Origin of the sequence: Phytobacter sp. MRY16-398, from assembly GCF_003925915.1 — a bacterium.
Classification (GTDB): Bacteria; Pseudomonadota; Gammaproteobacteria; order Enterobacterales; family Enterobacteriaceae; genus Phytobacter; species Phytobacter diazotrophicus.
The window spans coordinates 2,886,644-2,899,925 of record NZ_AP018756.1 but is presented as its reverse complement, the minus strand read 5'-3'; the positions used below and the strand labels follow the sequence as shown (position 1 = coordinate 2,899,925).

8 protein-coding genes are annotated in these 13,282 nt (G+C 58.4%); all 8 read right to left on the bottom strand.

The genetic code is table 11. From position 1 onward, the window contains the following. Window positions 1-9: 9 nt before the first annotated feature. The 8 genes from MRY16398_RS14320 to MRY16398_RS30615 are packed head-to-tail and all read right to left on the bottom strand — an operon-like array spanning window position 10 to window position 13,275. A complete protein-coding gene (locus tag MRY16398_RS14320; RefSeq protein ID WP_125124650.1) occupies window positions 10-3,327 on the bottom strand; it encodes a contractile injection system tape measure protein in 3,318 nt (1,105 codons plus the stop codon). Beyond that, window positions 3,314-6,166: a baseplate J/gp47 family protein gene (locus MRY16398_RS14315; protein WP_125124649.1), complete on the bottom strand. Its 2,853-nt coding sequence runs from the start codon at window positions 6,164-6,166 to the stop codon at window positions 3,314-3,316. Before MRY16398_RS14315 ends, MRY16398_RS14320 begins: the two co-directional genes overlap by 14 nt. Continuing rightward, window positions 6,166-9,849, bottom strand: a complete 3,684-nt coding sequence (locus MRY16398_RS14310; RefSeq protein ID WP_125124648.1) for a hypothetical protein — start codon at window positions 9,847-9,849, stop codon at window positions 6,166-6,168. Before MRY16398_RS14310 ends, MRY16398_RS14315 begins: the two co-directional genes overlap by 1 nt. After that, window positions 9,833-10,267, bottom strand: a complete 435-nt coding sequence (locus MRY16398_RS14305; protein ID WP_079497384.1) for a GPW/gp25 family protein — start codon at window positions 10,265-10,267, stop codon at window positions 9,833-9,835. Before MRY16398_RS14305 ends, MRY16398_RS14310 begins: the two co-directional genes overlap by 17 nt. Window positions 10,268-10,270: 3 nt before the next feature. Continuing rightward, complete coding sequence (locus MRY16398_RS14300) at window positions 10,271-10,570, bottom strand: PAAR domain-containing protein (protein ID WP_125124647.1); 300 nt, start codon at window positions 10,568-10,570, stop codon at window positions 10,271-10,273. A 14-nt stretch (window positions 10,571-10,584) separates the two neighbouring features. Continuing rightward, window positions 10,585-12,372, bottom strand: a complete 1,788-nt coding sequence (vgrG, locus tag MRY16398_RS14295; protein ID WP_125124646.1) for a type VI secretion system tip protein VgrG — start codon at window positions 12,370-12,372, stop codon at window positions 10,585-10,587. Beyond that, window positions 12,369-13,049 (bottom strand): CIS tube protein, encoded by a 681-nt coding sequence (locus tag MRY16398_RS14290; RefSeq protein WP_172600653.1) that lies wholly within the window; start codon window positions 13,047-13,049, stop codon window positions 12,369-12,371. Before MRY16398_RS14290 ends, vgrG begins: the two co-directional genes overlap by 4 nt. Window positions 13,050-13,104: 55 nt before the next feature. Continuing rightward, complete coding sequence (locus MRY16398_RS30615; RefSeq protein ID WP_172600652.1) at window positions 13,105-13,275, bottom strand: DUF5908 family protein; 171 nt, start codon at window positions 13,273-13,275, stop codon at window positions 13,105-13,107. Window positions 13,276-13,282: the final 7 nt, after the last annotated feature.

The window sequence follows — 13,282 nt, the reverse complement described above, 5'->3', positions numbered from 1 at the left end:
CAGCGCCGCTCAAATCGGCCAGGTGACATAAATCGGTTTGCCCATCCACGGCAATCGCACAATGGTGTATGACAACGACGAACGACGGATGAGAATGTCGTAAGCGCGTCGCTCTACCACCAGATCCCAGTGCTCACTTTTTTCTGTCAGGGTGCCGCCCCTGACCAGCCAGTTACCCTGAAATCCCGCCACGGATGTTGTGCCAATAGCGGGCCAGTACTGCGCCACCGCCTGAATCAGGCTGTGGACGATCTCTGTCTCGTTGCTGTTGATCTCGATACCGCCTTCCAGCGGCTGTGCGAGTGGCAGCCCACACAACACTTTGTTCAGCATCAGGTGATGCTCTTCGCTGTGGGATTGCCCGCAAATGAGGTATTGCAGGTAGTGCGTAGCCGCCCGCTGTGCGCTGGCGTTGACAAACTGATCGTGATGAATGAGTTTCAGGCGCTCAAAAAGCGGCTTGATATAGCTTTGCAGCAGCACAATGCCCGCGTTATTGATAACCATCGGCCCAGGACCAGGACCAGTCCCGGGTTGCGGTGATGAAACGCCCGGCACATCCAATGTTTCGCGGGCGATCGCGGTCTGTTCTTCTACCGCTAATGGTAGCGTCCGGCTTGCATATTCAAGGTGATGTCGCAGGCTGTGGCTGGCGGGCAGACCGGGCGCGCTGAGCGCATCGCGCAACTGCGCCACTGTGCAATCCCCGTGGCGTAATAGCCGCCAGCAGAGCTGGTTAATAAGCCAGGATACGTTGACCTCCCCGGCGCGGGTCAACCACCCTTCCAGTAAACCGGCCAGCAACAACGCCTGACGGACAGCCTGGCTGATAAAGGGCAACGGCAGCGCGGGAAGAAGCAGACAGAGTTCGCGCAGCACACTGGCACTGACAGGCGCACGTTGACCGGCAGAAGTAAAAATCTCACACAAGTGCACCAGCGAGAGGTGGTTTTGCAACCGGTAGCGCACCGCCGGCTGGTCAAAGTATGGTGCAACCGCCCGTCGAAACCCCTTCAGGTCATGCCGTATTAACCCATGCAACCATGCGTCGACAGACATTGACGCCGTCATCACCCGTGCAGGTAGCATGCCGGAAATCAACCAGCGCGTTAGCGCATCCTGGTATTCGTCTGGCTCGTCGGGTTGATCTGCCCGTTCCCCTTCGGGAGAAGACGCGGCATCCGGCACCGCCAGCGTATCTGCCACCTGGCGGCGCGGCAGGTGAACTTGTGTTGCGCCACGCAGGCGCTCGTCCACTGCCGGACGTTGCACCTCTGACGGCGCCAGCGGATAGAGTGCAGCATCTAATTTCCCCTCGCTCCGATCGGTCCGGGCGTTTTGCTGCCAGCGGCGGACCATCTCCGGGATCGTGGTCGCCGTCTGGCGAGCGAGGAGCGTCCACACGCGCGATAGCCACTGTCTGGACGTCAGGGCGCCCCCCGCATGCCCGAACAGCGCCTGGAATAGCGTGATGACGAGGATGTTATCCGCCACCGTTACCCCGGACTGCGTCAACCGTCCCTGTCGATTCCAGCGGCGCAGCGTATCCAGCAGTGCCAGCGCCGGAGCGCTTAAGTCTGGTGACAGTAGCCGCATCAGCCGATGCAGCGTAGAGAGCGTGGCCTCACCCTGCACGGTCAAAATGGCCAGCAGACGACGGGCCAGAACCTGTTCATCAACGCTGCCGGTACGCGACTGGCGTATCACCGCCAGCAGCGCACCGGGCGGTGAAGGCATCAGCAGCAATGCGCGTAGCGCAATCAACGCTGTCCGGGGAGTCACATCCTGGCTGGGGTGTCCACCCATGGTAAAACGCCCGTAACGCAGATAATCACGTAGCGGTTGCCAGCGATGACTGCCCGCATGGTGTCGCTTACGCTGCTGCTGAACCAGCTCGTGCAAAATGACCAGCAGTTCAAAATGGCCGGGATGCGGTTGAGGCACGGCGGCCTGCATCAGCATCGTCAACAACAGAACATAGTCCATGCCGGTACGGGCGCTGATAGCCACCAGGGTTTCCTGCACGAACTGACGGCGGCTGAAATGGCTACCGGAATTGACCAGTAACCACGCCAGCAACACCTCCCAGATAAGCCGTCGCGGCTGATGGCGCTGGCGCAACAGTGCCTGGGTGCGCGTAATGTGCGTCATAATAAAGCGGTGATCGCGCGGCTCCAGCACGGCGACCAGTTGCGCCAGTTGCGGTGTACTTAACCGCTGTAACAGGTAATCACGCACCTGCGACGCGCGCCCTTCCTCACGCAGGATGCCCGCCGTTCGCGTCCGGTCTTTCGCAGCAAGTTGCGCCAGCAGTTCCGCCAGATGGACCACATCACCATTATGCCGCCAGTTATCCGCGCGATGGTGCAACAGCCGCTGGAACTGAAACCACAGGTCATCGTCATTCGGCTGCGTTATCGCAGGCGCGGGCTCGCGGGTCTCTTCATGTTGTAAATCGGCCAGCACCTGCAAAAAGAGCGGTGCGACACGCCCGCTTATCTGCAAGCGTTCAACCGCCTGGGCCAGGCCTGCCACAAGCTGGCGGAAATCCAGTTGATAGTGCTGCGCCATTTGCCAGAGTGTGGCGCGGACAAACTGGCGGGTATTGAATAAGCTTCCACGCTCAACCAGCAGATGGGTCAGGATCCAGTACCATAGCTGTCCGCTAAACCCGCTGTCCTGGCGTAGTACGATGCGTTGTTGTTGCTGGCAGGCAATGACCCTGTCGGCATAGTGGCAGATAAACCCCGCATGCCACGGCTCAAGCCGCCTGATGGTCTGACGAATCTGTTTGTCGCTCCATTGCCAGGCCATACGCCGCCGCGCAACCTCCCTCTGTCCCACGTCGCGGATAAGCCGGGTGAAGGGCTGCGCATCCTCTTGTAACAGTTGCGCCACCAGTGGCAGCAACGAGAGACGCTCACTGCGCCACCAGGGCGACGTGCCGTGCAGTAAAAACCAGCGCAACGCGTCCAAATCGGTCATCTCACCCGCCACCGTGTGACCCGGCAATACCGATGCCGGAAGAAAACGCACCTCCTGGCGGTGAAACGCCCGACTTAGCGCCTCCTCCAGCGCGGCTTCAAACCGCTGCGCTAACGTCTCGTCCAGGGTATTAAGATCGATGGTCCCCAAATCGAGCTCAAGCGACGCAATGCGCCAGCGCTCGGTGACCGGGCAGTGGCGGTCGAAAAAGCGCGTCAGGATCGCGGGCATCACCTGCTGGCTCCACTGGCTGATTGCGTTTTGCAACGCGACGCCGCTGGCGGGGTGATCGAAGCGCGTCTGCCATTCACAGCGGGCGATCATATGCTCAGGCACCGTCATCTGACCTCCCGTTGTCCCCGGTATGCAGGGCATTGAGAAGCGCCGCCGTCGCCTGTGGCGCAAAAGCTGGAGGGGATTGTGTCACGTCCGGTAGACGCAGGTTGTACCACTGACACCAGGCGTTGATAAGCATCGTCATTTGCCCAAGATTGCACTGCCGAACGTCCAGAGCGATATGCCCCGGCCAGTGCAACTGTCGCAGCATATCCAGACTCTGCAAAAAGGCAGGATCACGGGTTAGCATCACATAATCCGGCAGCACCAACGTGGCGGATAGTCCACTCATCGGCGCCGCGTCATCCGGCGGCATTGCAGACGGGTGTGTTTGCAGTAAACCCTGTTCAACCAGCACCATGCCCTGGCGTACCCCCCCCAGCCAGGCCAGTTGATCAACATACTGCTGCAGGTCATTGACCGTCAGTGACGCTGTATCCGGCAGTTGCAATACGCACCGGCTGCCGATGGATACCGCTAAACCCGCGGCGTTTTTTTCCAGCGACACATCACCGGTGATCGGGTCATCTCGTTCGGGTTGCCGGAACGGTGACGCGCTGCCTGCCGACAACCACTCAACAAATAGCGGCTGTTGTAATAAGCGCCCCAGAGTGGCGGCCAGCAGACGCAAATGTGCAGGCAGACCCAACAAAATGGCGCATTTCAGTTCGAATGTGCTGAAATCGGCAAAGGCCTGCTCCGGCAAATGGCTCTGACGCTCCAGCCTGGCCAGATCCCATTGTCCGTCACGTTGACACACCCCGTCTTCATTGAGCACCCGTTCGATAATGCGAACATTGCCGTCTCCGCGCACAATCGCCTCTTTCAGCCGTAGCCGCCACTGGAGTATCGCCTGCAGGGTAAGAGGAACGTCATCGTTGCCTCTGGCCGGGAGGGTGGTTCTGGCGCACGCGGCGGTGATGGCTTGCGGGCTGTCGAAACTTTTCAGGTATAGGGCATCAATTAACGGCACCATCGGCGGCGGACAGGCCATCTTCCACTGGCGATACGCCTCCTGTGAAAGGTGATAGCGCCCCGGCGGTGTAACGGGCGTGGCGCGCCAGCTATCGCCTGCCTGCGCCCGACGGGAAGAGAGCGCCTGTAAATTCAGCAGCCAGGTGCTTTTCACCACGATCCGGGTTTTCAGCTTACCGCCAGACCACTGCAGGGCATCGATAATGGCGTTGTACACGTCAGCCGGTTCACCGTGGCGCGCCAGAAGGTGGCTGAGCATCTCATCACGGCGCTGCTCCGCGTTTTCGGTACTCTCCATCGCCTGTACCAGGCCATAGTGATACGCATTAAAGGGATCGCGCTGAAAACGTTGCCACGCCAGTTGTGTTTGCAGGCGGGCATCGGAGGGGTCATCCGGCGCGATATACTGAAAACGCTCGCCGCCCAGCAGCAGCGCCTGGACATCGGGCACGTTATACAACGGCTGGCAAAACAGGGTCTGAATCGCAGGCTGGTCGGGAATACCTCGCAGCGGATCTGGCCGGGTCAGTAAGCTTCCGACATCCTCTGGACCAGTGACGGGCGTTCGGGTGAAGCCAAACGAAAACAGATTGCCCAGATTGGCCAGTTGTGCGAACTGGTTGGCCATCACCTGGTCGAAAAGCATCAGGTACCCTTTGAGCTGCCGCGCCTGCGCTACCCGGTAGTCCGGCGTATCGGCCTGCAATGAGTTCGGCCCAATGGCATAAATATTCGGAAAGGTGTTCTGAACCGAGTAATAGGCCGCGATGTTGCGATAACGCCCACCCGGCAACGGGGGCGCGACATCAATTTTCGCATCAATGCTGCTGTTCTGATGCCGGGCCTGCAGTTGTGCCAGCGCGTTCAGTGCCGCATGCTGTGCCGTCGCCCCCGCAGTGGCCCCCTCTGTTTGCGCGGATGACGGCGTAAAACGCAGTCGTGCGACACAGCCTTCCTGTAGCGAAATGCTGTCAGCATCGTCGTTTTCCGTATCGCTAAACCGGCACCCCGCCACTCCCTGCACACCCTCAACACCGCTGAGACAGACCACAATATCCATCAGGCGGATACCGCAGCGTTTTTGCGCCGCAACAGTGCCATCCGGGATCCAGCCGTTATGCATTGCCGGCCCGTTGAAAATAGCGCAGGCATCCAGCCCCTGCGCCCGCAGCTCCCCATAGCCGCAGCGCGGGGCCAATGGCGCCACATAGCCCGCCAGCGCCTGGTTGATTTGCGCATATACCTGCTGCGCATCGGCATCCGGCGCCATAAACAACGTGGCGGTGACATTGATGACCTGCGCTTTCAGTAGCGTCGGTGCCAGGAACCCTTCTCCGAGATTACGCTGGCCGTTAAGCAACCTGTCGATACGCGCCAGCAGGCGCTTTACGCCGTCATCTTGTGCCGGGAGCGCTTTGTCCGCGACATCTACCGCCACCTGATACCAGCCAGTCGGCGCCTGCCCGCGCAGCAGCGGCGTCAGGTAGACGTTATCGACCTCCGGCACGTTATCCAGCACCAGCCTCTGGTAATCCTCAACAGTTATGGGGCCAGTGGTCAAAATCTCTTCGGCAGCAAAGAATTGCTGCGCCCAGGCAATACGTTGATCGGGGCCGGTGAGCACATCTTCAATGGGGAAGCTGTTCACATAGCCCAGTTCGGTCAGGGCATAGCAAAGCTGCTCAAGGATCGTCACACCCGGATCGCTGTCGTTGTAATTACTCCACGTCTGACCCGCCATCGCTTTGAGGTAGCGAATGCCTTCCTGTTTGAGAAAGGTGATGTTTTGATCCGCAGGCAGCGGGCCGGACTGAATGCTATTTTGCGTCACCTGCTGCGCCAGCGGGATAGCCGGTATCATCTCGCTCATCACCAGGCCTCCGATAAGGTATTTTGCGGCATCGACAACGTTGCGCTGGCGGCGCGCGCAGGCCCGTCGTTATTCGCGCGGATAAACGTCAGTTGATGCGTCAAGGCCGACACCAGAACCCGGCGCGCGTCGGACGGGACAAGCAGGCCGTCTGTGGCTGGTTTTTCCTCGCCGTTGTCGGCATCTGACTTGCACAGTTGCAGGCGCTGTACGGCGGCTACCCCGTCGAAGCTGGCTAAAAAGCTCAATACCGCGGCATGGCTGACCCCAAGCGACATCGCGTATTGCACCTGCGCCGCGTCTATCCACGGCGAAAGAAACAGCGTGATCCCCTGGTTCAGAGCATGCAGCAAATCGTTGGCATTGACCCATGCACCAATCACCAGGGTGGCTATCACCTGTACGGGTTCGTATTGCAAATTACAGACCGACACCTGCGCCATCGCCGATAAGCGTCGGGAGAGGTATTGCTGGATCAGTTGCAAACCATCCGGCGACACCGCCGGGCGGAGCGCACCGATAGCGCCAGCGTTGTCATACCGTGGGATCACACCGACGCACAGATCGCCAGGCCGGGTCGTCGGCAACATCCGGGTATAAAACGCGTTGGGATACACCTCACGCGTCAGGGTCAGGCTATCCCACTGGCTGCTCAGCCGATCTTTTGTCCTGAGCCGCTGGCAAACGCGTTGGCGAAACATGACAGGGTCTTCCGCCGGGCTGCCGCCGATAGAATCAAACGGCTGAATGACCCCGGCAATGGCGGGCTGAGTGATAAGCGGCGCGACAATACTGCCTGCCGGTAATTTTGGTTGCTCGCCAGGTGACAACGTCACGTTAAGCTGGCGTTGTACCCGCGCCGCCAGCGCATTGCAGTACACCACTTGCACCCGCTGCGCGACATTTTGCGTCATCAGCAGCCAGCCACACGGCTGCCCTGGCGTCACGGTCGCGCTTAACACCGCAGAGTCCAGCGCCATATCCTGTGGCAGGTCAAGCACCATAATGCCGGAACGGCGTAGCCCCCCCGTCTCATCACTCACTACGCTGAGAGGTTGCCAGCCGTGAATACTCCAGTAAAAGAGTTGGATCTCAGCCGTCGCACCATCCGGGTCGGCCTCCTGCGTCAGTTCAATAAACAGACTCAGACGGCACGGCACCACCACCTGTGCGAGAGAGAAAAAGAGTGAACCTGCTGCCTGATTAACGCCCTGGAAAAGCGCCAGCCCGGCAGTGTTAGCCGCATCTGGCTGTAATGCCATCGTCGCCAGCGAGATCTGTGCAGCCTCTTCCCCGGCAGCCTTACGGAAATAGCAGTAGTCCGTTAGCGTCCCCTGATGAATAAGCGTGAATGCGTTGTTTGCAGCCAGCGGCCGGGTGAAATCGAGATATTGGCTCGCCTGATAATTGACCAGCGCCCGATTGGCTTTTGGCACCCAGGGCAGGTTTGGCATCGGCGTGGTGTCGCTTTTGCCAAACAGCGACATCAGCGCCTTGGCATTCTCCAGGCTGATATCCGCCACCAGTTGCGGGTAGAGGTTAAAACCAAACCCCGGCCCTGGCGCAATCAGGGTCATCCGCATACCCGGCCCGGTCGATACGCTCTCCATATTCCAGGCCAGGGCCGTCGGGAAGCGGAATGTCCAGGTACTGGAAGGCGCATTGAGGCAGGTTTTACCCGTCTCCTGTTGGGCAAACAGTCCGCCCGGAAGCTGCGGTTCTGTCGGGGAAAAAGTGTGTGGCGTGCTGTGTAGCCGCTGCCAGATCCGCTGCCACCACGAACGGCGTGCAGCCGATTCTGGCGGTGGCGGCGCGTCATCAGAAGGCGGCACAATCGTTAGCATCGCCGGTAATATCTGCCAGCCCATGGCGCTGTTTGCCTGCCAGGTCACGCGAAACGCGCTGTTACTCCAGGTTTTCGCCTCTTCGTCGTCTTCATCCGCCCATTGGTTCCAGGTGGCGTAATAGCGGGCAAAGTCGGGCGGCTGGTTATCCCAGAACAGTTGCAGACTCAGCGTGGTGAGGGGCTTGCCGAACAACTCCGGCGCGTTGAGGTAGCAGTGATGCCCCACCTCCGGGATAGGGCCAAACACAGGCATGACTTTGTCAGCCACCAGCGGCCCGTTGTCGTTACTGAGGCTTAACGCCTCGCTCTGGGTCACGTTGACCGCTATGGTCAGGCTGAGCAGCCGCGGCGGCTGGCGCAAATCGACCTTCGCAGGCATGGTAATCCGGCACCAGGGGGCGGTCATATCAAAGGGCGCGGGGGGCACGGCAGTGAAGGCCGATACCGGTGGAAAGGCGCTGTTCAGGTTCACTGTCAGCACCAGTTGTTGCGGTTTATCGCCCCGCTGCCACACGCCACAGGCTGTGGCATCCAGCCACTGTTGTGCGCCGCTTAAGGCGATTGCCGCACCCTGCCAGGCTTTGGGATCGACCGTCTGCGCGAAGGTAAAGGTCAGCGACACTTCACGTGCCCCGCCCGCCAGCCATAACATCGGGCTGGCAAAAGCAAACCCCTGGGTTTGTGTCTGTGGCGCGCGGTTCCCAAACCAGTCGCTGGCAAGGACCGTATTATCAGCGCCCCGACGGACCTGATTCGACGGAGCCAGCGTGTTCACATACTGCTGCCAGTCGCCATTGTCATCCTCTGCGTAGCGGCAACTGATTACCGGTCCGGGGCGGGCGGTGTTGATCTCTATCGGCTGTTGACTTGCAAAGATAATCGGCTGTTTTTGCGGGTCCTGGCCTGCCAGAAATGGCGTACCGGCAGGCAGTATCACCGGGGATATCCCCTCAACCGGCGTCAGACAGATCACCGTATGATCCGGTTGCGCCATGCGTTGTTGCTGGTGCAAAAGCTGCTGATAGTAAAAGTCGAGATGACGGCCGCTAAAGGTGTTCAGGCCCGTCCGGGAAAATTCCAGCAGCCGGTTAAAGGCAATGATCAACGCCGTATCGGGGAAACCGTTCTGCTCTTCGCTTAATGCATCGAAAGCCTTGTTGGCATGGGTTATCACCTGAACGAAGAACGAAAAGACCTGCTGATAGAGTCTTTCAAGCGTACTCATGACCTCTTGCGGCGAACGTGGATAGGAAAACTGCGCGCCGCGAAATTGCCACGCATCGCCAAACGCACTGAGATCCAGGCCCGGCAAGGTGCAATCAGGCCAGGCTTGCGCCAGCCAAATCTGCATATCCACCCGCCGCCACAGGCACGGCGAGAGGGTCGCGTTGACCTCCTCGCTAACGAATTTCTGCAACGGAAAGGTCACGGCGCTCTGCGGCAAATAGTGATGCCAGGTATTGATCTGCACGAACATACTGTCCAGAAGAGAAAACAGGTGCGCAACCGCCTGTTTATCTTCGGTATTCGGGGTGGCGGCGGCAGGCAGCGCCTGAAACTGTTTTAGCCGTTCCTGCAATTGGTTAAAACGAAAATGCAGGGGTTGATACGGCGTTTTACCGATCACTGCCAGCAGAATCGCGGGCTCTTTTAACACCAGCGCGCGCCAGTTTCCCGCCGCCTGGTTGTGCTCATCGTAAAAGACAATCAGATCCGCGATAGCGGCGACAAATGCCAGACGATCGCGCATATCACGGCCATCAATGGCAATGCTCTCGGGATCCAGTCGCCGGTTGATGTCGCCCGCCAGGGCATCGATGTCAACGTTGATGCGCACCCTGCTGCTCCACGGTCAGATTAGTCCCTTCCAGCAGAGAGAACGGGAAGACATGGTTATGCCGCGAGTTGGTTTGCCTTATCAGATAACCGATATGGATCACCACCATGGCAGGCTCTGGCGTAAAAGAGACATCAATGGATTCAACGGTGATGCGCGGCTCGTCATTAAGCAGCGTGAGGCGCACGGACTGGATGATTTCGTCTTTAAGGGTCGCATCCGGCTGACGGAACAGAAAGCTGCGTAACTCGCTGCCGAAATAGGGCAGCAGGCAGCGTTCGCCGCGCGCGGTACGCAGCACCAAATCGATCGACTGATTGATATTATCCTGCGCGCTGTTCATCGACACTTGCCGGATGGCCCCTGAAAACGCGGGGGGAAATTGCCAGCCGCGACCAAGAAAATCACTCTCACTCATCCCCTAGCCTCCGATAATGACCGTAAATTCACCCATCACAATTGAGCCCCCGTGCGCGGTCTGATCCCCGACTCTGGCCGCCGGTAAACCGCCAATGAAAACCGTTGCAGACCCTTTGATAATGGTGTCCGGCGGCCCGACGCAGACCAGCATGTCGCCGAGTCGGGCGGCAGGAAGTTTGCCAATCAGCACTGTCGGACAACCCACCTGAATAATGGGGCCGCCCACATGGGGGATCGGCGGAAGCCCTGGCGTCACCATCGGACACTGATAAAAATCGGTCAGTCTTGCGGCTGGCGGCATCGTTGCCCCTCCTCTTAATTGATCATCACAATTGCACCCTTGAGGGTCAGTTCCGCACCGCCCTGCACCTGCGCGCTGGCATTGCCCTTCGCACTCAGGGCAATGTCGGCTTTGGCATTCACATTCATGCCGGAAATCGCGACGTCGCCGGATGACGCCTGGAGACTGACCCCCATTTTCCCGGTGATATTGACCTTCTGATCGGCCTGAATAGTGATAGATGCGGGACTTTTGAGTTCAATGCCGGACGACGACATCGTGATGGCATTGTTGTGTTGATCGGTGATAGTGATTTGCTGCTTTTTATCGTCCAGCACGATGACATTTTTTGCTTTGGTGGTGATGGTCATAATGCTGTCCTTATCGTCAAAGACGATACGCATTTCACTGTGCGTGACGATGGCCTTCTTGCTGTTATCCGCATCGGGTTTCAGATCGCTGAAAGGGGCTCGCTTACCGCTGTAAACGCTACCGAGGATCACCGGAAAACAGGGGTCAAGATTGAGGAAGCCGACGATCACTTCATCTCCCACTTCCGGCAGGAAAAAAGCGCCCACGCCGCTGCTGGAATAAAAGTTGGCCATCCTCGCCCAGACGCCGTGCCCTTCGGTATCAAAGAGTGGCAGCGTGACCAGAATCCGGTACGCATTGTCCGGGTCCTGATCGATTTTCTGCACCGTGGCGTTAAATAACCCCTCCACGCCGGGCAGAACCCCGGCTGCCGCAGGCGCCATCACCTCATGTTGCTGAACAAACCACAGGGAAGAGAGACCCAGCGAGGCTCTGGTAAACCAGTTACCATCGGCGAATTCATGCTCAACGCCAGAGACAAAATAGTCGCCATCAAAACGATCGCCGACGCCTGCCAGCGTCAGCCAGACGCCCGGCAACACCGCCGCGTTACCCGCCACACGCACCTCACCGGTGATTTTTGCCAGTTCGCTTTTCTGCATTTGCGCCTGTGACCATTGGGTCAGCGCGCCATTGTTGAGCGTGGCGGTAGACTGGAGAGTAAAGGTGGGTAGCCCCACTACTGCCGAAAGTTTTTTGCTGCTGATGTTACCCGGTCCACTGAGCGTATTTTTGGCCGTGGCTGAGATACACTTCTGGGTCGCGTAGTCCCAGGCGCTGGCTTTTACCTCGCTGAGTTGGGTGACGGCGTCCATATCCGCGCTGAATTGATAAAGATTCTCGCCGTAGGTCACCGTCAGTATCGACGTGGTGTTTTGAGTGGGCGAAAACACGGACACTTTGCCGTTCAGCGTGCTGACCACCAGGCCATTGATATCGGCGCGGCTGAGCATAAAATCCCAGTCGCTGCAGTAATACTGCACCAGTTCCGCCAGGGTCAGCGACGTGCTGGCGACGTCGCTACTAAGCCCGGACTGACTGATCAGCGCGCTTATCACACCGCTGTCGGTTTGATTCTGATAAACCGTGCTGCGGCGGCCAACGCTCATTTTGATGGCTTTATCGCGGCACTCTATCGACAAAATGGGGCCAATATTGCCCTCCACCTGTACCGACTGGCGCGTAACGATGCCGGAAAAAACGCTTTTATTCTCTGCGTCGTAGCCCAGCGAGATAACGATTTCCGCACCGGGCACAAAAGTTGACGAGGCGCTAACAGTAAAGTTTTCCGCATCGGCGGAGCCATCGAGAATCTCAAGCGTGGCGCGGCCAATACGGTTAATCCGCTGATCAACCTGAATACGCAAAATCTGATAATCGCCGGGGATAGCACGGCCATTAGCCGTAATGGTATAGCTTGCCAGGCCGCCAGACGGAGGGTTGCCGCTCATGCGTCACCTCCCTGGGTTAACGGGGGAACCTGTAGCGTGGTGCCCGACGTCAGATGGCGAAATTTATCGAGCTGGTTAAAGGCCGCCAGTTGAACATAGAACGTCGGGTCGCGATAAATCGCCTGGCTTATCTGCGGCAGGCTGTCGCCATCCACGATGGTGATGCGATGGGTCAAATCCGGTGATTTACGATCCTCTTCTTTCGCCGCCGTTGACGGGTCAAGGTACGAGGTAAATTGCAACGCGACTTTGGCGCGTAGCGCGGTGCCATCGGGGCGAAAAAAGGTATAGGTGGTATCAAAGGTCTGCAACACTCCCTTAAACGAGAGGCCTTGTCCCCAGTAGAGGATCACATAGTTTGGGCGGTGAATATTGCCGTTATAGTCGTAGACGGTCTTTTTGAGCTGGTTTATCTCCTGCGTCAGATCGGTACGGGTGCTGTCAACCACGCCGGTACAGTCAATCACCAGGTCAAAACTCAGTTGTTCCCCCGGCGTCGCCCGATATTTAGACGACAGTTTGCCGCTGCCGGGAGCCTGTTCTTCGTTGTAACTGACGCTGCGATTAATGCGCATTTGCTCGGGATTGAGGATCACGACATATTCGCCGCCTCTGACTTTGCTGGTGAATTTTTCATCACTGTAGGCCACCATCCGCATTTTCTTTATTCCACCCATTGGCCCTTCCTGAATCAGTAACGTTTCGATGGGATGTGCCGGAAGACCGTATGACTTAACGCTCCAGCGGATTTTTTCTGTCGCTCGTTTTGAGCTGGCGCAGACAAGCCTGAATCACCTGCTGCCTGAGCGTCTGTAGCTGTTGTGGGTCTAACTGCGTCTGCGTTGGTTCGGGTTGACTCTGAATCGCGGTTTTGATGACCAGTTCACGTATCTCAACGGGCATAGCGACC